Source organism: Streptomyces manipurensis (genome assembly GCF_049570255.1).
Lineage (GTDB): Bacteria > Actinomycetota > Actinomycetes > Streptomycetales > Streptomycetaceae > Streptomyces > Streptomyces manipurensis.
In genome coordinates this window covers 6,341,641-6,363,739 of the sequence record NZ_CP186950.1, presented here as the reverse complement: position 1 = coordinate 6,363,739, position 22,099 = coordinate 6,341,641, and the positions used below count along the sequence as shown (strand labels likewise).

Annotated in this window: 17 protein-coding genes; 10 read left to right on the top strand and 7 right to left on the bottom strand. The window is 74.1% G+C overall.

Annotated elements, in window-relative coordinates; all coding sequences use genetic code 11:
- Positions 1 to 154: 154 nt before the first annotated feature.
- Positions 155 to 1,300: an acyl-CoA dehydrogenase family protein gene (locus tag ACPU2J_RS28940; RefSeq protein WP_423835017.1), complete on the top strand. Its 1,146-nt coding sequence runs from the start codon at positions 155 to 157 to the stop codon at positions 1,298 to 1,300.
- Here the strand turns inward: ACPU2J_RS28940 and ACPU2J_RS28935 are convergent.
- Both ACPU2J_RS28935 and ACPU2J_RS28930 read right to left on the bottom strand, forming a co-directional pair.
- Positions 1,297 to 2,463: a sugar ABC transporter permease gene (locus ACPU2J_RS28935; protein WP_423834327.1), complete on the bottom strand. Its 1,167-nt coding sequence runs from the start codon at positions 2,461 to 2,463 to the stop codon at positions 1,297 to 1,299. The genes ACPU2J_RS28940 and ACPU2J_RS28935 overlap by 4 nt on opposite strands.
- Complete coding sequence (locus ACPU2J_RS28930; protein ID WP_423834326.1) at positions 2,460 to 3,668, bottom strand: MFS transporter; 1,209 nt, start codon at positions 3,666 to 3,668, stop codon at positions 2,460 to 2,462. The genes ACPU2J_RS28935 and ACPU2J_RS28930 overlap by 4 nt, the downstream gene beginning before the upstream one ends.
- A gap of 292 nt (positions 3,669 to 3,960) precedes the next feature.
- Here ACPU2J_RS28930 and ACPU2J_RS28925 point away from each other — a divergent pair, with 292 nt between their 5' ends.
- The 4 genes from ACPU2J_RS28925 to ACPU2J_RS28910 all read left to right on the top strand — a co-directional run bounded on the left by ACPU2J_RS28925 (position 3,961) and on the right by ACPU2J_RS28910 (position 7,860).
- On the top strand, positions 3,961 to 4,563 hold the full coding sequence (locus tag ACPU2J_RS28925; protein WP_423834325.1) for a hypothetical protein: 603 nt from the start codon (positions 3,961 to 3,963) through the stop codon (positions 4,561 to 4,563).
- A 161-nt stretch (positions 4,564 to 4,724) separates the two neighbouring features.
- Positions 4,725 to 5,429 (top strand): sigma-70 family RNA polymerase sigma factor, encoded by a 705-nt coding sequence (locus ACPU2J_RS28920; protein WP_423834324.1) that lies wholly within the window; start codon positions 4,725 to 4,727, stop codon positions 5,427 to 5,429.
- Between the two features lie 403 nt (positions 5,430 to 5,832).
- On the top strand, positions 5,833 to 6,477 hold the full coding sequence (locus ACPU2J_RS28915) for a DUF4142 domain-containing protein (protein ID WP_361595327.1): 645 nt from the start codon (positions 5,833 to 5,835) through the stop codon (positions 6,475 to 6,477).
- 9 nt (positions 6,478 to 6,486) lie between these two features.
- The gene (locus tag ACPU2J_RS28910) at positions 6,487 to 7,860 is read left to right on the top strand and encodes a DUF1996 domain-containing protein (RefSeq protein ID WP_420078949.1); all 1,374 of its coding nucleotides are present in this window, start codon (positions 6,487 to 6,489) and stop codon (positions 7,858 to 7,860) included.
- 245 nt (positions 7,861 to 8,105) lie between these two features.
- Here the strand turns inward: ACPU2J_RS28910 and ACPU2J_RS28905 are convergent, their stop codons facing one another.
- A complete protein-coding gene (locus tag ACPU2J_RS28905) occupies positions 8,106 to 9,338 on the bottom strand; it encodes a PucR family transcriptional regulator (RefSeq protein WP_423834323.1) in 1,233 nt (410 codons plus the stop codon).
- Positions 9,339 to 9,928: 590 nt separating this feature from the next.
- Here ACPU2J_RS28905 and ACPU2J_RS28900 point away from each other — a divergent pair.
- The 5 genes from ACPU2J_RS28900 to ACPU2J_RS28880 all read left to right on the top strand — a co-directional run bounded on the left by ACPU2J_RS28900 (position 9,929) and on the right by ACPU2J_RS28880 (position 15,761).
- Positions 9,929 to 10,768: a hypothetical protein gene (locus ACPU2J_RS28900; protein WP_423834322.1), complete on the top strand. Its 840-nt coding sequence runs from the start codon at positions 9,929 to 9,931 to the stop codon at positions 10,766 to 10,768.
- Between the two features lie 26 nt (positions 10,769 to 10,794).
- Positions 10,795 to 12,210, top strand: coding sequence for an NADH-ubiquinone oxidoreductase-F iron-sulfur binding region domain-containing protein (locus ACPU2J_RS28895; RefSeq protein ID WP_365070929.1), 1,416 nt, complete (start codon positions 10,795 to 10,797; stop codon positions 12,208 to 12,210).
- A gap of 137 nt (positions 12,211 to 12,347) precedes the next feature.
- Positions 12,348 to 13,355 carry an SCO0930 family lipoprotein gene (locus ACPU2J_RS28890; protein WP_399309945.1) on the top strand — a complete coding sequence of 336 codons (1,008 nt, stop codon included), beginning with the start codon at positions 12,348 to 12,350 and terminating at the stop codon, positions 13,353 to 13,355.
- Between the two features lie 103 nt (positions 13,356 to 13,458).
- A complete protein-coding gene (locus tag ACPU2J_RS28885) occupies positions 13,459 to 14,031 on the top strand; it encodes a hypothetical protein (RefSeq protein ID WP_420078953.1) in 573 nt (190 codons plus the stop codon).
- A 152-nt stretch (positions 14,032 to 14,183) separates the two neighbouring features.
- Entirely contained in the window at positions 14,184 to 15,761 is a 1,578-nt protein-coding gene (locus tag ACPU2J_RS28880; RefSeq protein ID WP_423834321.1) for an alpha/beta hydrolase, read from the top strand.
- A gap of 74 nt (positions 15,762 to 15,835) precedes the next feature.
- Here the strand turns inward: ACPU2J_RS28880 and ACPU2J_RS28875 are convergent, their stop codons facing one another.
- The 4 genes from ACPU2J_RS28875 to ACPU2J_RS28860 all read right to left on the bottom strand — a co-directional run bounded on the left by ACPU2J_RS28875 (position 15,836) and on the right by ACPU2J_RS28860 (position 22,070).
- The gene (locus ACPU2J_RS28875) at positions 15,836 to 16,285 is read right to left on the bottom strand and encodes an SRPBCC family protein (RefSeq protein ID WP_361595313.1); all 450 of its coding nucleotides are present in this window, start codon (positions 16,283 to 16,285) and stop codon (positions 15,836 to 15,838) included.
- Between the two features lie 117 nt (positions 16,286 to 16,402).
- Positions 16,403 to 16,816 (bottom strand): PaaI family thioesterase, encoded by a 414-nt coding sequence (locus tag ACPU2J_RS28870; protein ID WP_423834320.1) that lies wholly within the window; start codon positions 16,814 to 16,816, stop codon positions 16,403 to 16,405.
- Positions 16,817 to 16,862: 46 nt separating this feature from the next.
- A complete protein-coding gene (locus ACPU2J_RS28865) occupies positions 16,863 to 18,887 on the bottom strand; it encodes an FAD-dependent oxidoreductase (protein WP_420078955.1) in 2,025 nt (674 codons plus the stop codon).
- Between the two features lie 159 nt (positions 18,888 to 19,046).
- Positions 19,047 to 22,070 carry an alpha-mannosidase gene (locus ACPU2J_RS28860; RefSeq protein WP_423834319.1) on the bottom strand — a complete coding sequence of 1,008 codons (3,024 nt, stop codon included), beginning with the start codon at positions 22,068 to 22,070 and terminating at the stop codon, positions 19,047 to 19,049.
- Positions 22,071 to 22,099: the final 29 nt, after the last annotated feature.

Below are 22,099 nucleotides of genomic sequence, written 5' to 3'. Positions count from 1 at the left end.
GTTCGTACGAGTTCCCGCACGGTCCCGCGAATTCCGGCAGGAGCCGGAAGTTCCCGCAGATCGAGGGGAATTTCCGGGAAAGAGGAGGCAGGCAGTGGAGGATCCCCGCACGGAGGGCGCCGGTTGCGCCGAACACGTCGGCGGACGGCATCCGTTGGGAGAGAAGGTCGGCCGGTTCGTCCGCGAACGGGTCTTCCCGCGGGAGTCCGCGCTGGACGCCGGCGGCCCCGCGGCCGCCGCCCTCATGGCCGCGCTGCGGGAGGAGGCCCGGGCGGAGGGCCTGTGGGCGCTCCCGCTCCCCGCCGAACTGGGCGGCGGCGGGCTGCCGTTCCGTGAGTACGCGGAGCTGGCCGAGGCGGAGGGGGCCAGCGACCACGGCCCCGCCGCGGTGGGCTCGGCCCCGCTGCTCGACGTGCGGATGCTGGCCGGCCACGGCAGCCCCGGGGTCCGCGAGGCCTACCTGAAGCCGCTGGTCGCCGGGGAGATGCGGACCTGCTACGCCATGACCGAACCCGGTGTGCCCGGCACCGCCCCGCTCCGTACGGCCACCCGGGCCGAACGGCGTCCGGACGGCAGCTGGCTGGTCACCGGCCGCAAGTGGTTCACCTCGGGGGCGGCGGGCGCCGACCTCGTGACGGTCCTGGCCCGCACCAGCGGGGCCGTCGGCGACCGCGACGGCCTGTCCCTGCTGCTCGTGCCCACCCGCTCGCCCGGTTTCCGGGTGGCGCGCGAACTGCCCGTCCTGGGCGGGGCCGGACCGTACGAGATCGAGCTCGACCGGGTGTGCGTCCCGGCGGACCACCTCCTCGGCGAGCCGGGCCGCGCGCTGGACATCGCGGGCCGGCGTCTCCTGCTGGGCCGCACGCTGCGCTGTCTGCGCTGGCTCGGCCAGGCCCGGCGGGCCTTCGACCTGATGTGCGAACGGGCCGCCACCCACGACGGGTCCGACGGGCCGCTCGCCGACCGGCAGCTGGTCCAGGCGCACGTCTTCGACGCGCTGCTCGCGCTGCGCACCACCCGGCCCCTGGTCATGGAGGCGGTGGCCCTGATCGACTCCGGGGAGGACGCCCGCACCGAGGTGGGCCTCGCCAAGGTGGCCACCGCCCGCATGCTCCAGCAGGTCGTGGACTCCGCGATCCAGGTCCACGGCGCGGCCGGGCTCGGCCCGGACACCCCCCTCCCGGCGCTGTTCCGCACCGGCCGGGCCGCCCGCATCCTCGACGGCCCGGACGAGCTCCACATCACCTCCGTGGCGCGGCGGGTGCTGCGCGACTACGGCCGCGTGCCGGCCGGCCGCTAGACGCGGGTGAGATCGACGGAGCCGTCCAGCGCGGCCAGCCCGAGGGCGAGGAAGAAGTCCCCCCAGACCAGCTCGTGACGGACCGCCGTCGCGCCGGCGGCGTCGTAGCAGCCGTCGAGCAGCATGCCCGCCGGGCGGGCGGGCCCCCGGCCGGTGAGGTGGCCGCGCACCAGGGCGTGCAGCACGGCTTCCGCCCGGTGGGCGTACGCGGCGCCCCGCGGTCCGGGGATCCGGGCCAGCTTCAGCAGGGCGACCGCCGTGATCGCCGCCGCCGAGGTGTCGAGGGGGCCCTCCGGCAGGCCGGTGTCGGCCGGCGGGACGGCCCCGCCGCCGAGCGGGCAGCCGCGCTCCAGCAGGAGTCCGGCGGCCTCGGCCCGCCGGGAGGCGGACCCGTCGGGCGCGGGGTGCCCGCGCAGCAGCGCGTCGGCGACGGCCAGCAGCAGCCAGGCGCGGCCCCGGCTCCAGCCGTGCGGCGGATCGGCGGTGGGCCGCCATCCTCCGGCCGCGTCGAGGGCCAGTGCGGGACGGAACCACGGGCGCCGCCCCGCGGCCGCGGCCGCCGACCGGTCCAGGCAGAGATCGAGGTGGCGGTCGAGGTGCGCGGCGGCCGCCCGCGCGCCGTCCGGCCCGGCGGAGGCCAGCAGGGGGAACGTGCCCGGGACCGCGTCGACCCGGGCGAGCAGCCGCGGCCCGCCCAGCGCCCCGCCCCAGGGCAGCAGGCCGAGTGCGGGGTCGTGGTCCGCCAGGCAGGCCCGGGCCGCCCGCGCGCGCAGTGCGGAGGCCGCGGGATCGTCCCCGGCCGGTGCGGTCCCGTACCAGAAGATCAGGCCCCGGGTGGCGGTGTCGGCGTGCAGCCACGGCTCCAGCCGGGCCGTGCACGCGGCGGCGGCCTCGAGGTCGGCGCCGGCCCCGGTGCGGGCGGCCCTCAGCCACAGCAGCCCCGACCAGAAGCCGCCGGTCCACGATCCGCGGGCGGTCGTCGTCCACCGCCCGTCGGCCGGGTCGGCGTGGAGCGGGAAGCGGGGGCCCACCTCCGCGGCGGTCACCGCCACCCGTTCCATGACGGCCGCCAGCGCCGGGGCGACCCAGTCGGGGGCGCCGGCCCGTGGCGCCGCCCGCGTCCCCGTTCCGTCCGCCCGGCCGCCGGGGCGGGGCGCGCTCACGCCGCCGCTCCGCGCCGGTCCCGCAGCGCCCAGCCGAACGCGACGGCCGCCGCCACCGCGAACTCCGCCGCCACCAGCGCCCAGCCCGGCCCGTACCGGCCGCTCTGCGCGAACAGGCCGAACAGCGGCGGGCCCACCGCGAATCCCGCGAAGAACCCGGCGGCCACCAGGGCGGAGTCCTGCCCGGCCCGGCCGGGGGCGGCCCGCTGCAGGACCAGCACCATCGAGACGGCGTTGCCGGAGACGGCGAACACCCCGACGGCCACGGCACCGAGCCACACCAGCGGGCCCACCAGCAGGGCCGCCGCCAGCAGGGCGGCGGCGCCGAGGGCTCCGCACGCCAGCACGCCCGGCAGCCATTCCGCCCGCCCGGGGCGGGCCGCCTTCGACCACCCGATCCGGCCGGCGATCCCGGCCACGCCCAGGACGGCGACCAGCGCCCCGGCCGTGGCCGGCCCCATGCCCAGGCGCTGTGCGCCGAACAGGGCCACGTAGGTGTTGACCGAGGCGATCCCGGCGCCGAGGAACAGGGAGAAGACCGCCAGCCAGGCCACCATCCCCCGCGGGACGCGCGACGTACGGGGGCCCGCGGGCGCGGGCGGCGGGTCGGTGGGCAGGACGCGCCATGCCCACGCCCCGGTGGCCAGGGCCGCGCCGGCGCCCACCCAGACGGCGCCGCGCCAGCCGATGCCGCCCGCGAGGAGCGAGAGCGGCGCACCGGCGGCGAAGGCCCCGAGCTGCACACCGGACTGCTTGAGTCCGGTGACCGCGCCCCGGCGGGCCGGGGCCACGGCCCGCAGCACGGCCTTGTTGGTGGCCGGGTTGGCGAGGGCCTGCGGCACACCGCCCAGGGCGACGGCGGCCAGCAGCAGACCGGCGCCGGGCGCGGCACCGATCAGGGCCAGCGCGGCGGCCGAGAGCAGCAGCAGGGCGACGAGCGAGCGCCGGGGGCCGAACCGGTCGACGATCCGGCCGCCGGCCGGGGACAGCGCGGCGGCCGTCCCGAAGCCGATCGTGGTCGTGAGCCCCAACACGGCCGGTGAGATGCCGAGTTCCCCGACGAGGCGCGGTCCCAGTGCCCCAAGGAGGAACAACTGGAGCATCGAGAAGGCCATGGCGGAGGTGAGGAGCACCGTCAGCCGGCGGTCCGGCCGGTCCTCGTCCGCCTTCGCCGGCGACACCGCCGCCGTTCCCTCCGCTGCCACGAACTCCCCCTCATCCGCATGTTGGACTCTCCGGCCGCCCGGGTAGGCAGTCGGGTGGAGCGGCGGGCCGGTTCCCTCCGCTCCTGTGTGCCGTGCACCACATGAGGTAAGCGACCCCCCTGTGACAAGGTGGGTCGCGGGAACTTGTCCGGAAGTGCGTACCCCGGTGTGCGGCTCGGGAGGCCGGTGCGAGGATGAGCCCGCCATGAAGCCGGTCCGCTGTTTACGTGCGCTCAGGGCTGCGACGTTCGCAGCCCTCTGTGTGGTGCTCGCGGCGGTCGGACACGTGCTCATGTCCGGTGCGGCGGTGCCCTGGTGGGCCTTGGCCGCGGGGTTCGCCGGGAGTACGGCGGCGGCCTGGTGCCTGGCCGGACGCGAACGCGGGACCGTGGCGGTCACCGCCGCGGCGGTCGCCGTCCAGACCCTGCTCCACAGCGGCTTCTCCCTGGCCCAGTCCGCGGCGCCCCGCCTCCTCGCCGGAAGCGCCGGTACGCCGGCCGGCACCGGGCACGCCCACCACGGTGCGCACGGCGGCGCGGGGCACGCCTCCGCCTCCGCGCTGGCGGACGGCGGCCACGACATGGCCGACATGTCCACGGCGTTGCTGCCCCCCGCCCTGATGTCCCCGGCCGGGATGACGGCCGCCCACCTGCTGGCGGCCGTCCTGTGCGGGCTGTGGCTCGCGCACGGCGAGCGCGCCGCCTTCCGCCTGGTGCGGGCGGTGGCCGCGCGGTTGTGGACCCCGCTCGGCCTGCTGCTGCGCAGCCCGGCCGTGCTGGGGCACCCGCCGCGGCCCCGGGTGCGCCGCCGGCGCCGGGAGCGCGCGCCGCGGCAGCTGTTCCTCGTCCACGCCATCACCTCCAGGGGTCCTCCGGCGGGATCTGCTGTCCTCTGACAGCCGGTCACCCGAGCCGTGCCCGCGAGCGACCCGCGTCGTCGCGGTCGACCTCCGTGCCTCGGGCCTCGGCCATGCCCCGGCGGCAGGCCGTACCCCTCACCGGTCCGCGCGTTCCGCGTGCGGCGCCGGACACCCCTTGTACATAAGGACCTTTGGCGATGACTCCTGCCCTGAACGCACTCCACGCCCCGCCCCGTCCCGCCGGCGCCAGGCCGGCCCGGCACACGCACGACTCCGATGCGCAGGTGACCCGGCTGGCGCTCGCCGCGCGGGACGGCGACCGGGTGAAGACCGACCGGTTCGTGCGCGCGCTGCACCGTGACGTCTGGCGCTACGTCGCCTACCTCAGTGCCGACGCACAGGCCGCCGACGACCTCACGCAGGACGTCTTCCTGCGGGCGCTCGCGGGGCTCCACCGCTTCGAGGGCCGTTCCTCCGCGCGCACCTGGCTGCTGTCCATCGCCCGGCGCACCGTCGTGGACAGCCTGCGTCACGCGGCGGCCCGCCCCAGACTCTCGGACCGCTGCGACTGGCAGGCGGCGGCCGAACAGGCCCAGCCCCACGGGGTGCCGGGCTTCGAGGACGGCATCGCGCTGGCGGAGCTGCTGGCGGCGATCCCGGCACAGCGGCGGGAAGCATTCGTCCTCACGCAGCTGCTGGGGCTGCCCTACGCCGAGGCGGCCGAGGCGATCGGCTGTCCGATCGGTACGGTCCGCTCCCGGGTGGCCCGCGCCCGTACCTCGTTGATCGCGCTGCTGACGGACGCCCCGGAGCCCGCCGCCGAGCCGGACGCCGCGGCGGACCGGCCGGATTCCGCCCCCGGGGCGGCCCGTGAAGCGGTGCTGGCGGCGGCCACCGCCTGACCGGCGCGGTACGGCCCGAGGGGCCGGGCGGGGCGCTGACGGCGTCCTGTCCGGCCTCTCCGTCGTACCGCCAACTCCTGCTCCCACAGGGCGAGTTGTACGGACAGTTCGCATCCGGCGGGCAGGGGCGCGGCCGTGGGGGCCCGCCGCGCGGCGGACCCGGCCGCAGACGGGGGCGCGCGCGGCAAGATATCAGCCTTTCGAGGAGTCCCCCTGATGTTTGTCCGATGGTGACTTGCTCCCCCAGCGCCGTCACGCCTGCCACTAGCGTCCCGTGACACCCCCGGGAATGCGGGTGTGCACCGCACGGCGTGCGGCCCCTCCTGCCCCGCCACCTCCCGGCCCCACGGAGCAAGGAGGCACATTGCTTTCAACGCGGCGGAGAAGCATCAGCAGCTGGTCGGTGGCCACCAGATACTCGGTCGCGAGTGGCGTCGTCATCAGCGCCCTCGCCCTCACCCTGGTCGCGCTGCTGGTACCGGTGGACAGCTTCGGCAACCGGGCCCAGGCCGCGACGTCGGCCACCCCGGCGGCGGCCGACGACGACGGCCTCGGCACGGTCAGCACCGCCTACGGGCCGCTGACGGCCGCGGACCGCGACTTCGTCCGCAAGGTCCGCCTGGCCGGCCTGTGGGAGCTGCCCGCGGGCCGGCAGGCCCAGCAGCGCGGGAGCAAGCCCGCGATCCGTACGGCGGGAGACCACCTCGTCGACGGCCACACCGAACTCGACCGGCAGGTCATCCAGGTCGGCCAGGCCCTCGGCATCGATCTCCCCAACCAGCCCTCGGCCCAGCAGCAGGAATGGCTCGGCCAGATGAGCCGCGCGCGCGGAGACGAGTACGAACGGATCTTCGTCGACCTGCTGCGCCGCGCGCACGGAAAGGTGTTCGCACTCCTGGCCGGGATCCGGGCTCAGACCCGCAACTCCATGGTCCGGGCGCTCGCCACGTCCGCCAACACCACCGTCCTGGACCACATCACGGTCCTCGAGGACACCGGACTGGTCGACTTCGACGCGCTCTCCGACAACGTCCCCCCGAAGAAGTGAAGTGATCTCATGAGTCAGAAGGGCCACAAGCGCCCCCGGTTGACGGCCAAGGTGCTGGGGCTGGTCTCCGCACTCGTCCTCGGCGGCGGCGGTGTCGCCGTCGTCGCGGGCAACGCCTCGGCCGGACAGGACCGTGCCGGACGGCTCACGTCCACCATCGACTGCCCGGACGTGGGCGAACAGCTCAAGGACGTGCCCGACCAGGCCAAGGCCGAGGTCGACACGGGCCTGGCCAAGCTGGACGACCAGGTGGCCGACGCCTACCGGCGGCTCGCCGCCGGGCAGGCCCAGGGCAACCAGTTGCTCGGCGAGCTCAAGCAGCAGCGCGACCGGACCATCTCGGGCATGCAGGACGCGATCGGCCGGGGCGGACAGCGCCCGGCGGAACTGGGCAAGCTGAGCGCCTGCGAGATGAAGAAGGCGCCCGCCCCCGAGGAGAACGCCGAGGAGGGCGCGGCCGCGAGCAACGCCGGAGTGGCGGCCTCGGCCGCGGGCCGCAAGGCCGGCCCGGCGAAGAGCGACTTCACCGACATCACCAGGGTCCGCCCCAACGTCCGTACGCCCTCGGCCGGACGGGGCGCCTCCACCGGTTCGTTCACCTCCAGCTGCGGCCGCAACGACAACGGCCACTTCAACCCGGACAACGTGATCGTCGCGCCCGGCGTCTCCAACGGCGCCCACCACATGCACGACTACGTGGGCAACAACTCGACCGACGCCTTCTCCACCAACGACAGCCTCGCCCGCTCCGGCACCACGTGCACCAACGGGGACCAGTCCAGCTACTACTGGCCGGTGCTGCGCCTGCGCGACGGCCGGCAGGAGCGCGACGCCAACGCGCCGGGCGGCGGCCTGGACGCCAACGTCGGCACCATCCTCAAGCCCAAGCAGGTGTCGATCACCTTCAAGGGCAGCCCCGTCGGCAAGGTCACCGCGATGCCCCGCTTCCTGCGCATCATCACCGGTGACGCCAAGGCCTTCACCAACGGGACGGCCAACGCCAACTCCTCCTGGAGTTGCACGGGCTTCGAGAACCGCCAGCTGAAGGACAAGTACCCCGTCTGCCCCAAGGGCAGCGACGTCGTGCGCAGCTTCACCTTCCAGAGCTGCTGGGACGGCAAGAACATCGACAGCGCCAACCACCGCACGCACGTGGCCTTCCCCGACAAGAACGGCCGCTGCCAGAACGGCTTCAAGGCCATTCCGCAGCTGGTGATGCGCCTGACGTACGGGGTGGCGCCGGGGGCCCGGATCGCCGTGGACACCTTCCCGGAGCAGCTGCACAAGCCGATCACCGACCACGACGACTTCATCAACGTGATGTCGAACAACCTGATGAACAAGGCCGTCAACTGCATCAACGAAGGACGCAACTGCCGCTGACACCGGTGGCGGGAACTCCTCTGGACTCCCGGGCGGGCGCGCCCCTCACCCCACGCCGCGCCCGCCCGGGACAGGTGCCGGACCGAAGCCGACTTCGGGCCGGCACCGCGTCGTCGTGTCCGGCCGTGTTCGGGCGCGGTCGGCCACGGCGGCGGGGGCGCGCAGGTACGGGGTGCGCGCACGAAGCCCGGCCCGGCCCCCTGTGGTGAGGGGACCGGGCCGGGCTTGCGGTCGGGCGGCTCGGGTCAGAGGCCGTTGACGCGGGCCATCCTGCCGACGACCACGGGGGTGAAGTCCGCCTGTATCACCCGGGCCGTCCTGCGGCTCACGCGTGAGTGCTGGCGCCGCACCTGGGCCATCAGCCGCCGGCTGCGCAGGGCCATCTCCAGCTCGAACCGGGTCCGGGGGTCACGCAGGCCGGTTCCGAACAGCTTCTCCAGCTGGCGCATGCGGTACCGCACGGTCTGCGGGTGCACGCTCAGGGCCTTCGCCGCCTCCGGCGCCCCGCCGCCCTCCAGCCAGGCGAGCAGGGTCACCTCCAGTCGCTCGCTCTGGCGCGGGGTCAGGTCCGCGAGCGGGCGCAGCCACCGGGCGGCCAGCGCGTGGGCCAGGGGCTCGTCCTGGAGGAGGAGCAGCGTCGAGAGGTGGTCGTCGACGAAGACGGCCCGGGGCTCCATGCCCGGTCGCGCGGGGGTGAGCGCGATCAGGCGCAGCGCCCAGCGCAGCGAGGAGGCGGTGTCGCGGAGCGGGACGGCGTGGCCGACGGCCGCGATGCGGCCGCGCAGCAGGTGTTCCAGCGGGCCGCGGACCTCCTGCTCCGGGCTGGGGACCAGCAGGCAGGGCCGGCCGGCGAACATGCCGACGAGGGCGTCGTCCAGGACCGCGGTCAGCTGCTGGGCCTCGCCGGGCGTGGCCGGAACAATGGCCCGGACGGCCAGCGGGAGGGGCCAGCCGGCCGCCTCGGCGAGCTCGACGAGCGAGCTGTCGGAGGCGATGCGGTCGTCGGTGAGCGCCTTGAACAACTCGTGGCGCGCACGGTCGTAGCCGCGGGCGCCCTCCCGGACGCCGCCGTCGCGGGTGCCGTCACGGGCGACCTCCCGGACCGCCTCGCGCATGCTTTCCTCCCTGCCTTCGTGCATGACCTCGCATTCCTCCCTGCCCGCCTCCTTGAGGCCGATGCCGGCCGGGGTCTCGATCCGGCTCCCGGCCGGGTCCTCGTTCTGGTCCTCGTTCTGGTCCGGTCCTTGTTCCCGGGAGTGCTCCTGGTAGCCGAGGGTGGTGAGGAGGGCCTCTTCCACCGCCTGGCGGAGCACTTCTTCATCAATGGCATCGTTGTCATCGATAAGGGCGGAAAATTCCGGAATTCCATGCAGAAGCTCCTCCACTATCTCGGCGGCCAGTGCGGGGAGTTCCCTGCGCAGGACGCGGGTCCACTCGCCGCGTGGGCGGGACCAGATGCGGTTCAGAAGTTCGCACATCGTTTTCCTCGTTCGTGCCGGGGTGAGGCTTGCCCGAGAGGGGTGTGGCAAGCCCGCCGAGGTTGCCCCCCGCGTCAACAGCGTTGTCCGACGCGGGAGTTGCGGCCCTCGCACTCCCTTCTTGTGAGGTCCGGTCACCTACGGATCCCCGGTTTTACCGTCTTTTTACGGTCGGGGGTGCGTAGATGGCGGGCGGCGCGGTGGCCTGTCGCAACCTCCGCTGGAGGGGAATCTTCCGGTGTTGTTCGATGCGTCGGAGACGCGGTGCGAGAAATTATCACGTTTCGATAAATCCCGTGGAGGTGCTGTGCAGCTCCACGATGCTGCTGCACTCCGGCCCCAAGTTCCCGCGGCCGGCGCCGAGTTTCACAGCGCTGCCGGGTACTGACGACCACGACCCCCGGGCGCCGAGCGCCAGGTGGAGTGCTCGGAGCCCAGGCGCACAGGAGAACTGGATGCCCCTGCCCCAGCCTCACATGCCCCGCCCGCACAGAGCCCGCCGGAAGAGCCGCCACGCGGCCTCGGCAGCGGCCCCGGCCACCGGACGCAGGGCCGTCCGGCGGCCCTCCCTCCTTCCCACGACCGGCCGCATGAGCCCCGGCGCCCTGTGCGCCGTCGGCGCGGCCGTCCTTTCCATCACGGTGGCCGCCCGCGCCGGCGCGCTGACCCAGTTGTGGGACTTCCTCGACTTCGGCGCGGGCGTCCTCTCGCTCGTCTCGCTCACCGCCACCGTCCTGTGGGGCCTGGTGGCGACCGACCGTCAGGTCCTGAAATCGGGTCACCGTCTGCTCGCCCAGGGCGTGCACCGCGGACTCGCGGTGTCCGGGCTCGGCTTCCTCGCCCTGCACATATGGGTCAAGATCGCCGAACAGCAGACCACCGCCTCCGCGGCCGTGGTCCCCTTCGCGGACCCCGCCCGGCCCGTACTCATCGGATTCGGCACCCTGGCCGGATACCTCTTCCTCGCGGTGGCCATCTCCGGGGCGGCCCGCAGCGTGTTCGCCACCAAGAAGCGCTCCATGCTGTGGCGGGCCCTGCACATGGGTGCCTACCCGGCGTGGGGGGCCTCCCTGGTGCACGGCCTGAAGGCCGGCCGCCCGGCGGACACCTGGGTGACGGCCTCGTACGCGCTCGCCCTGGTGGGCGTCGCCGCGATCCTGGCCTACCGCCTGAAGTCCCGGCTGGACGAGGGGTCGTCCGGGCCCGTCGGGCAGGGCGGCCCCACACCCGAGCCGGTGACGGCCCCCATCCCCCGGCCGCGCCGCGAGCCGCGGCCCCAGGAGCCGCCGCGCCCCGCCGCACCGCCCCGGCCCGAACAGCCGCCGCGCACCGCCGTGTACGCACCCCGGCCGGCCGCGGCGTACGCGGACTCGGGCGGACCCGGAGGCGGGGACACCGAGCGCTTCGCCACCCGTGAGCGGTGGACATGAGCGGCCCGCGCCCCAGCCTCGGCTGCGTGGGCACCCCCAGGCTGCTGGCCGGTCTCGACCAGATCGGCCGGCTCGACCGTGTCGCCCATCTGACCACCCACGGCCAGATGCCGCGCTACCGGCCGGACGAACTCGTCGACCTCGCCGACAACATCGACCTGCGCGGCCGGGGCGGCGCGGGCTTCCCCTTCGCGCGCAAACTCCGCGCCGTCATGCGCTCGGCCCGGGACCGTGACGGGCAGACCGCCGTCGTCGTCAACGGCAGCGAGGGCGAGCCGAGCTGCCTGAAGGACAAGGCACTGCTGCTGCACGCACCGCACCTGGTGCTCGACGGCGCCCTCCTGGCGGCGGCCGCGCTCAACGCCGACGACGTCGTCCTGGGCGTCACCCGGGAGGACGTGGAGCAGTCGCTGCGCGAAGCCATCGCGGAACGCGGCCCGGCCGGCCGCCGGACGCGGGTGGTGCGGCTTCCCGAGCGCTTCGTGACCGGCGAGGGCACCTCGATGGTCAACGGGCTGAACGGCGGGCCCACACTGCCCTCCGGCCAGAAGGTGCGCACCAGCGACCGGGGGCTGAACGGGGTCCCCACCCTGCTGTCGAACACCGAGACCTACGCCCAACTCGCCGTCGCCGCACGGCTCGGGGCCCTGGACTACCGCGCGACCGGACTGCCGACCGAGCCGGGCACGACCCTGCTGACGGTGGCCGGCTCCACGGTGGTCGAGGTGCCGACCGGCACCCCGCTGCCGTACGTCCTGGAGCTGTGCGGCACCGATCCGGGCCAGGGCGTCCTGGTCGGCGGCTACCACGGCCGCTGGCTCAGTCCGGGCTCCGCCCTCGCCGCCGACATCTCCCGCGGGTCACTCGCCTCCTTCGACGCCGTACTGGGCGCGGGGGCGGTCCTGCCCCTGCCCGAGGACACCTGCCCGGCGGGCGAGGTGGCCCGGGTGACCCGCTGGATGGCGAAGGAGTCCGCCGGACAGTGCGGGCCCTGCGTACGGGGCCTGCCCTCCCTGGCCGACGTACTGGAGGACGCGGTCCGGGGCGGCGGCAGGAACGCCCTGGACGCGATCGAGGCCCGGATGCGGGCGGTGCGCAGGCGCGGCGCGTGCAGCCATCCGGACGGCACCGCGGGCTTCGTGGCCTCCGCGCTGGCCTCGTTCCCGGACGAGTTCCGCGACCACGCCCTGGGCAGCGGGTGCGGCCGGCGGGTCCGGGGGGCGCTGCCCCTGCCCGAGGACGAGAACCCCGAACGGCTGGTGGTCGACTGGACGCTGTGCCGGGGCCACGGGCTGTGCGTGGACATCCTCCCCGACGTGGTGCGGCTCGACGAGGACGGCTTCCCGGCCCAGGCCTCCATGCCCGTACCCGAGCGGCTGCGGCCCAAGGCCCTGCGCGCGGTGCGGCGCTGCCCCGCGCTCGCGCTGCGGATCCAGGACTGAACCAGCTCCGCCCGGTTCAGTCTTGGCGCGATCTGACAAATTCCGAGTGATGTCGACTCCGGTCGCCACGCACCCCGTATGAATTACCCAGAGCAGGAAATCGCGAATCCCGACCTCAAGGAGAGATCGTGAAGAAGATGCATCGTGGGATATTCGCCGGGTCGGCCGTTGCGGCACTTCTGCTGACCGCCGGATGCAGCTCAGGCGACAATTCCGCGGGAAAGGGGGATTCGGTACAGCCGGTGGGCGACACCAAACAGGTGGGGTCCGGTTACGACCTCTACGGGAACGGTTCCGGTTCGGGCGCCGTTCCGGCCGGCGAGGCCGGCGCCAAGACCGGACCCGCCGGACAGCTCCAGGTGAAGGACATCGCGGTACTCGGCTCGACGGTCACCGACAGTGAGGGCTTCACCCTCTACCGGTTCGACAAGGACACCCCCAAGCCGCCCAAGTCCGCGTGCGAGGGAGACTGCGCCAAGGCCTGGCCGCCGGTGGCCGCGGACGACGCGCAGGCCGGTGCCGGCATCGACAAATCCCTGCTCGGATCGGTACAACGCGCGGACGGCACGCGCCAGTTGACGCTCGCCGGCTGGCCGGTCTACCGCTACGCCAAGGACGCGAAGGCGGGCGACACTCTCGGTGAGGGAGTCGGCGGCACCTGGCACGCGCTGGGCCCCGCCGGAAAGCCGGCCGCGGCGGGCGCCGCCGGCGGGGACGGGGCCGAGGCCCCTGCCGAAGCACCCGCCGAGGCACCCGCGGAAGGGGGCGGGGACGCCGCCAAGGGCGACGTCCTCGTCGTGAACCGGAATGCCGAGCTGGGCCCCATCCTCGCGGACGCCGAGGGCCGGACCCTCTACCGCTTCGACAAGGACAGCGCCTGGCCGATGAAAATCGGCTGCCTGGGCGCCTGCCTCGACACCTGGAAGCCCGCCAAGCCCGTCGACAAGGAATTGGTGAAGGGAATTCCCGCCGAATTGGTGGGAACGGTCAAGCGGCCCGACGGGACGGAACAGCTCACCATCGACTGCTGGCCCATGTACACCTTCACCGGTGACAAGGAGCCGGGAGACATCAGCGGGCACAACAAGCAGGGACTCTGGTTCGCCGTCACCGACAAGGGCAAGAAGGCGAAGGCCGCCGGCTGACCCCCGCGCCCTCGTCGGCCCCCTCCCCCAGAACGCGTGGCGCCCGGGCCCTCCCCTCCCGGGCGCCACGATCCTTTTCCCGAACAGTCAGCGAGGTCCTGCCATGCCCTCCAGCGCCGCCCGCCGCATCCGGCGGATCCGCCCGTCGTTCCGGGCCGCCGCCATGGTCTGCGCCGCCGCACTGCTGTGCGTCGGGTGTTCCGGGGCGGCGGCGACCACCGCGCCGGAGACCGGGTCCGCCGCGCCGTCCGCCTCGCCGTCGGCCGCGGGGTCCGGGACCCCGCCGGCGACGGCGCCCGGCACCTCCCTGGAGGCGATCGCCTCCGCCATCGGGTGCACCGCGCAGGTGAACGTGGAGGCCGAGGAGTTGCGCGAGGGAGGCTGCCAGGCCGGGCAGGCCGCCTACCGCATGGTCACCTTCGCCGCGGCGGGCGGCCTGCGCTCCTGGCTGGACGAGGCGCGGGCCTACGGCGGTGTCTACCTCGTCGGGGACCGCTGGGTGGTCACCACGCAGTCGAAGGAGGCCCTGGAGGCGTTGCGGGGCAGGATCGGCGGCACGGTGGAGGTCGGGGACACGCACGGCGCGCCCGCCGGGCACGGCGGAGGGGGCGAGCACTCCGGTGCGGGAGAGCACGCCGGGCACCCCTCCCCCACATCCCCTCCCCCCGCGGGGTGAGTTCGGGCGGCGCAGCGGTTCCGGCGTGTCGGCCAGTGTCTGATACCGGCTCATTCGCGAGTACCACGGGGTACGGCCCTCCGGGATGATTCGGCCGGGCGGGACCGTGCAACAGGGTGGGGCGACAGGAGACTTCACCGAAAGGACCGCCTGTGCGCCTGAAACGCTTCGCGCCACTGCTCGCCGCCGCCGGACTCCTCGCCACCACCGTGCCCCTGCTGGGGGCGACGCAGGCCTCCGCCGCCCCCGGACCCGACTTCCTGCGCCAGAAGCCCGCCTGGCACCGCTGCAGTGCCGACCAGCCCGCCTCGTACGAGTGCGCGACGCTGAAGGTGCCGCTCGACTACCGCAAGCCCGACGGCCCCACTCTCGACCTCGCGATATCCCGGATGAAGAGCACCGACCCCGCCAAGCGGCACGGCGTCCTGCTGCTGAACCCCGGAGGCCCCGGCGGTTCGGGGCTCGACCTCCCGCTGCTGATGGACGGCGCGATGTCGAAGGACGTACGGGACCGCTACGACCTCATCGGCTTCGACCCGCGCGGCGTCGGCGCCAGCAGCCCGATCACCTGCGGACTGACCGACACCGAGCAGGACTTCGACCGTCCCTACCGGCCGGAGTCCTTCGGCTCCGACGTCACATGGGCGCGTACCGTCGCCGACAAGTGCCGTGAGAAGTCCGGTGCGGTGCTCCCCCACATCACCACCCGCAACACGGCTCGCGACATGGACACCGTCCGCGCCGTGCTCGGCGAGAAGAAGCTCTCGTACCTGGGCTACTCCTACGGCACCTACCTCGGCGCGGTGTACTCGCAGATGTACCCCGAGCGCACCGACCGGTTCGTCCTCGACAGCGGTGTCGACCCGCAGCGGATCTGGCGCGGCATGATCCAGGTGTGGGCCACGGAGGCGGAGCCCGCCTTCGCACGGTGGACGCGGTGGGCGGCCGAGCGGTCGGGCGAGTTCGGCCTGGGCGAGACCCCGAAGGCCGTGTCCGACACCTTCTGGGGCCTGGTGGCGCGCGCCGACCGCGAGCCGATCGACTTCGAGGGCCAGAAGGTCACCGGCGACATGGTCCGGGCCGCGCGCGGCGTGTTCTTCTACCCCTCGCAGGCGTCCCCCCTCGTCGCGGCGCTCAAGGCGGCCGCCGACGGCGCCCCGGCGACGCCGGGTACGGACCGGGCGGAGCTGGTGCGGCTGCTCCGGGGCGGCTCCTCGGCCGCGGCCGAGCCCGCGGGCGACAACGGCACCGCCGTGTTCTGGGCGGTGGTCTGCGGAGACACCGGCGCCTGGCCGCGCTACACCGAGCAGTACGAGCGGGACGCGGCGAAGGACAAGGTGAGGTACCCGCTGTACGGGGACTTCGCGTCCAACGTCAAGCCGTGCGCCTTCTGGGACCGCCCGGTCGAGGCGGCGACGCCCATGCGCAAGGCCGCCGGGGTCCTGACGGTGCAGAACGAGTGGGACTCGCAGACCCCGCTGACCAGCGGTCAGGGCCTGCACCGCGCGTTGAAGGGCTCGCGGATGGTGCTGGCGGCGGGCGGTGAGGGCCACGGCGTGTACCTCTTCGACCCGTCCTCCTGCGCAAACGCGGCGGTCGACGCCTACCTGGTCTCGGGCAGGCTGCCGGCCCAGGACGTGACCTGCCAGAACCCGCCGGCCACGGCCGGGAAGCGCACCCCGGCGCCCGAGCGGCGGCTGCCCTTCCCCTCCGCTCCGGGACGCTTCTGACGGCCCGGCCGGACCTCGGGTGACGGTCGGCGCGCGCCGCGGGCGGAGCGCGCCGACGCGCCCCGGCCCCGGCCTCAGGTGAGGGACGCCTCCGCGGCCGCCTTGATCCGGCGGCCGAAGTCGGGGGCGTCCTTGCGCGCGGCGGCCACCGCGAGCCCGACGAGGAGCTTGCCGAACCCGTGGCCGCTCAGGGTGTTGAAGATCCGGACGCGGGTGCGGCCGCCGGGCAGGGCGACGAGGTCGTAGCCGCCCTCGGCCGTGACGAGGTTGCGGCTCTGCTCCGTCCAGCGCATCAGGTGGGGCGGGTCGAAGCCGACGACGCGGAACTCGCGTGCGGTCTTCATCCCCGCGTCCTTCACCGTGCTGCGGAAGACCGTGCCGAGGGCCGTGGGCCCTTCGGGGGTCCGGGTGATCTGCTGGACGCGCGGGCTGAACTCGGGGTCGTTGCGCCCGTCGGCGAGATAGGCGAAGACCTGCTCGACCGGCCGGTCGATCTCGACACTCGCCTCGAACTGTCCGGACATGGCGGCTCCTCGGTGCGGCTCCCCGGGGTCCATGATCCCAGAACCGGGCCGGGCCCGCGCGCCGACCGTCCTGCCCCGGCCCGGCGGGCGGCCGGGGGCGGGCCGCGCCGGGCGCGCTCAGCCGAGCAGGGCGTAGACCGTGGAGGCGGTGGCGGCCGGTTCGGCGGCGCCCTCGGGGGTCAGCGTGATGTCGGCGAAGGCCATGCGCTTGCCGAGCTTGGTGACCCGGACGTGGACGAGCAAGTCGGCGCCGATCACCGGCCGCTGGAAGCTGGTCGACTGCTGGACCGTGGTCATCGGCCCGTACGTCCCGCGCGCCGCGGAGATCGCGATGACGGTGGCGGTGTCGGCGGCGGCCATCATGGCCTGCCCGGAGAGGCCGCCGCCGTCCCGCGCGAGCTCGTCGGACCAGGGCAGCCGCAGGACGGCGTGCCGTTCGCCGGTCTCCTGGACGGTCAGCCCGAGGGCGAGCACCCAGGGGGCGAAGTTGTCGGTGAGGATCTTGTCTGCGTCTGCGGGAGAGAACGTCACCGGGCGATTGTGGCGGCCCGGCCGGACCGCCACAATCCCCTTTCGGTCAGAGGCGGGCCGCCAGTTCCGTGCCCTGGCGGATGGCCCGCTTGGCGTCGAGCTCGGCCGCGACGTCGGCGCCGCCGATCAGGTGGGCCTCGACGCCCGCCGCGCGCAGGGCCTCGTACAGGTCGCGGCGCGGCTCCTGACCGGTGCACAGGACGACCGTGTCGGCCGGGACGAGGCGCTGCTCGCCGCCGACGGTGATGTGCAGGCCCTCGTCGTCGATGCAGTCGTACGAGGCCCCGGCGACGGAGACGACCCCGCGGTGCTTGAGCTCGGCGCGGTGGATCCAGCCGGTGGTGGTGCCGAGGCCGGCGCCGACCTTGGTGGTCTTGCGCTGGAGCAGGTGGACGCTGCGCGGCGGCGCGGGGCGCTCGGGGGCGGTGAGCCCACCGGGGCCGGTGTAGGCGGTGTCCACGCCCCAGTGGCGGAAGTAGACCTCCGGGTCCTGGGCGGCGCCCTCGCCGCTGTCGGTGAGGTATTCGGCGACGTCGAAGCCGATGCCGCCGGCGCCGAGCACGGCGACGCGCTCGCCGACGGGGGCGCCGTCGCGCAGGACGTCGAGGTAGCTGACGACGCTCGGGTGGTCCACGCCCTCGATGTCGGGGGTGCGGGGGGTGACACCGGTGGCGACGACGACCTCGTCGTAGTCCCGGAGGGTCTCCACGTCGGCGCGGGTGTCCAGCCGGACGTCGACGTCGTGCGCGGTGAGCTGGGTGCCGAAGTAGCGGATGGTCTCCTCGAACTCCTCCTTGCCCGGGATGCGGCGGGCGACGTCGAGCTGGCCGCCGATGTGGCCGGAGGCCTCGAAGAGGGTGACGGCGTGGCCGCGTTCGGCGGCGGAGACCGCGCAGGCGAGGCCGGCCGGGCCGGCGCCGACGACCGCGACGCGCTTCTTCAGCTTGGTGGGCGAGAGCACGAGCTCGGTCTCGTGGCAGGCGCGCGGGTTGACCAGGCAGGTGGTGATCTTGCCGCTGAAGGTGTGGTCGAGGCAGGCCTGGTTGCAGCCGATGCAGGTGTTGATGGTCTCGGGGCGGCCGGCTTCGGCCTTGGCGACGAAGTCGGCGTCGGCGAGGAAGGGCCGGGCGAGGGAGACGAGGTCGGCGCGGCCGTCGGCGAGGATCTCCTCGGCCTTCTCGGGGGTGTTGATGCGGTTGCTGGTGACGAGCGGGACGGAGACCGCGCCCATGAGCCGCTTGGTGACCCAGGTGTAGGCGCCGCGGGGCACGGAGGTGGCGATGGTGGGGATGCGGGCCTCGTGCCAGCCGATGCCGGTGTTGATGATGGTGGCGCCGGCCGCCTCGATCTCCTTGGCCAGGTGGACCACCTCGTCGAGGGTGGAGCCGCCGGGGATCAGGTCGAGCATGGAGAGGCGGTAGACGAGGATGAAGTCCTCGCCGACGGCCTCGCGGGTGCGGCGGACGATCTCCAGCGGGAAGCGGACGCGGTTCTCGTAGGAGCCGCCCCAGCGGTCGGTGCGCCTGTTCGTCGCGGCGGCGATGAACTCGTTGATCAGGTAGCCCTCGGAGCCCATGATCTCGACGCCGTCGTAGCCGGCGAGCTTGGCGAGGCGCGCGGCGCGGACGAAGTCCTCCACCGTCTGCTCGACCTCGGCATCGGTGAGCTCGTTCGGGACGAAGGGGCTGATGGGGGCCTGGAGCGCGCTGGGGGCGACGAGGTCCTTGTGGTACGCGTAGCGGCCGAAGTGGAGGATCTGCATCGCGATCTTCCCGCCCTCGGCGTGCACGGCGTCGGTGATCACACGGTGCTCGGCGGCCTCCTCCTCGGTGGTGAGGCGGGAGCCGCCCTCGAAGGGGCGGCCCGCGTCGTTGGGGGCTATGCCGCCGGTGACGATGAGGCCGGCGCCGCCGCGGGCGCGCTCGGCGTAGAAGGCGGCGAGGCGCTCGAAGCCGCCCTCGTGCTCTTCGAGGCCGGTGTGCATCGATCCCATGATCACGCGGTTCGGCAGGGTGGTGAAACCGAGGTCCAGGGGGCTCAGCAGGTGCGGGTACCGGCTCTGGGAACTCATGGGAGGCGCCTCCTCGCGCGGGGGTGATGAACCTGTTCTAGCGAGGAGGGGCGGGTTTTGCAACTAAGTGCATAACCCGGGAGGCGCCCGTACCCCCGGGTTCACGGCGCTCCGGGACGGCCGTGTGGCGCAGTTCACGCCCGTCCCGGGGCCGGCGGCTCACCCCCGGCGCAGCCGGACCGTGACGATCTGGAAGGGCCGCAGGGTCAGGGCGACCGTGCCGTCCGCCGCCGCGGGAGCGACGGCCGCGCCCGCGAGGGGACGTTCCAGCAGGTCGCTCTCCACCGCCTCCGCGACCGGGAAACCGGCGGTGAGGACCGCGGCCGCCCGTCCGCCGCGCGACTCGTAGAGCCGGACGACCACGTCGCCGCTGCGGTCCTCGGCGAGCTTGACCGCCTCGACCACCACCACGTCGTCGTCCACCGTGAGCAGCGGGGCGACCGGGCCGGAGCCGGTCACCACCCGCTCGGGCAGGTTGAAGGCGTGGCCCTCCCGGACCGCGTCCCCGATGCCCGCGCCCGGCAGGAGGGCGTAGCGCAGGCGGTGGGTCCCCTGGTCGGTCTCCGGGTCGGGGTAGCGGGGAGCCCGCAGGAGGGAGAGCCGTACGGTGGTCGTCTGGCCGCCGTCGGGCCGTACGTCGCGGGTGACGTCGTGGCCGTAGGTGGAGTCGTTGAGCAGGGCCACCCCCCAGCCCGGCTCCTCCGCGTGGATCCAGCGGTGGGCGCAGATCTCGAACTTGGCCGCCTCCCACGAGGTGTTGGTGTGGGTGGCCCGGTGGACGTGGCCGAACTGCGTCTCGGAGGCGGTCCGGTCGGCCTTCACGTCCAGCGGGAAGGCCGCCTTGAGGAACTTCTCGGTCTCGTGCCAGTCCACGTCCGCGCCGAGCTCGACGGTCCGGGACCCGGCGCGCAGGGTGATGCTCTGGACCACGCGGGAGGCCCCGAAGGAGCGGGTCACGCGTACGGTGGCCGCGTGCGGGCCGCTCTCGGTGACCTCCAGGGCGTCGGCACCGACGAGGTCGGTGACGCTGTTGCGGTAGAACGCGTCGACGTCCCAGGCGTCCCACATGTTCGGGAAGTCGGGGTGGACCTGGAGCAGGTTGGCCGCCGTCCCGGGGGCGAGGGTCTCCCGGCGGGCCTCCAGGTCGTGGACGGAGACCAGCAGGCCGCGGCCGTCGACCTCGACGAGCAGCAGACCGTTGGCCAGGACGTGGCCGCCGCCGTGCCGTTCCTCCAGCGTGACCGGTTCCGCGGGCTCGGCGGGGCGGTCCGCCGCCCCGGCCGGGACGCCGCGGCGGGTGTGCGGGGCGCAGTTGAAGACCAGTTCCTCGGCACCCTCCCCGGCCAGCGCCCGCTGGGCGCCGAGGGTGATCCCCTCCAGCTCCTCGCGCACCCGCCCGTAGGTCTCGCGCGCCTCGCGGTGCACCCAGGCGATGGAGGAGCCCGGCAGGATGTCGTGGAACTGGTGGAGCAGCACCGTCTTCCAGATCCGCTCCAGGTCCGCGTACGGGTACGCGTACCCGCTCACCCGTACGGCGGCGGTCGCCGCCCACAGCTCGGCCTCCCGCAGCAGGGACTCGCTGCGCCGGTTGCCCTGCTTGGTCCGGGCCTGCGAGGTGTAGGTGCCGCGGTGGAGCTCGAGGTAGAGCTCGCCGGCCCAGACGGGCGCGTCCGCGTACTCGGCGTGGGCCTTCTCGAAGAAGGCGTCCGGCCGCTCGATCTCGACCCTCGGGGAGCCCTCGAGGTCGCGCTGGCGCCGGGCCCGGGCAAGGTGTTCGCGGGTGGGCCCGCCGCCGCCGTCGCCCCAGCCGAAGGGCACCAGCGAGCGGGAACCCCGGCCCTTCTCGCGGTAGTTGCGGGCCGCGTGGGCCAGCTGGGCGCCGCCGAGGTCGGAGTTGTAGGTGTCGACCGGCGGGAAGTGCGTGAAGACCCGGGTGCCGTCGATGCCCTCCCACCAGAAGGTGTGGTGGGGGAAGGCGTTCACCTGCGACCAGCAGATCTTCTGGGTGAGGAACCACCGGGAGCCGGACAGCCGTACGATCTGCGGCAGCGCGGCGGTGTACCCGAAGGAGTCGGGCAGCCAGACGTTGCGGGTCTCGACGCCGAACTCGTCGAGGAAGAACTTCTTGCCGTAGAGGAACTGGCGGACCATGGCCTCGCCGCCGACCATGTTGGTGTCGGACTCGACCCACATGCCGCCGACCGGCACGAACCGGCCCTCCGCGACCCGCTTCTTGATCCGTTCGAAGAGCTCGGGCCGGTTCTCCTTGATCCAGTCCAGCTGCTGGGCCTGGGACATGGCGAAGACGAACTCGGGGTGTTCGTCCATCAGGTCGAGCACGTTGGACGTGGTGCGCGCGACCTTGCGGACCGTCTCCCGCAGGGGCCACAGCCAGGCGGAGTCGATGTGGGCGTGGCCGACGGCGCTGATCCGGTGGGCGGAGGCGTTGGCGGGGGCCTCGAGCACCCGGGTGAGGCAGGCCCGGGCCGCCGCGGCGGAGCCGGGGACGTCGCCGAGGTCGACCGCGTCGAGGGCCGAGCCGAGGGCGTGCAGGATCTCGTGCCGGCGCGCGTCGGCGGTGTCGAGCTGCGTCATGAGGTCGTGGAGCACCTCCAGGTCCCGGGCCAGCTCCCAGACCTCCGGCTCGAAGACGGTGAGGTCCATCCGGGCGAGCCGGTAGAGGGGCAGGTCCCCGCTGGTCAGCCGGTCGCCCTCGAAGCTGGGGCGGTGGTCGACGAGGACCGGGTTCGACGCGGCCTCCACGTACCACTCGATGCGTTCGCCGCCGGTCGCGCGGTCGGCGACGCGGACCCAGTCGCTGTACGGGTTGAGCGCCTTGACCTCGCCGCCGTCGGCCCGGTGGACCAGGCCCTCGCACTGGAACCCGGGCATCATCCGGTCGAAGCCGAGGTCCAGGACGGCCTCCACCGTCCGTCCGGCCCATGCGGCGGGCACGGTGCCGGTGACCTTGAACCAGGTGGTGCCCCAGGCCGGACCCCACGCGTCGCCGACCGCGCAGGGACCGTAGGGCGCGGCCAGGCCCTCGGCGACGGGCACGGGCTCGCCGGGGGCGTCCCAGCGTTCGACGGTCAGCGGGACGGGTTGGGAGTGCACGGCCGGGGCGATGCGTTCGTGCAGGACCCGGCGGAGGCGGTGTTCGGTGATGCTGCGGTCGTCGTGCATGACGGCGGCTCCCGGGAGGGTGGTCGGTC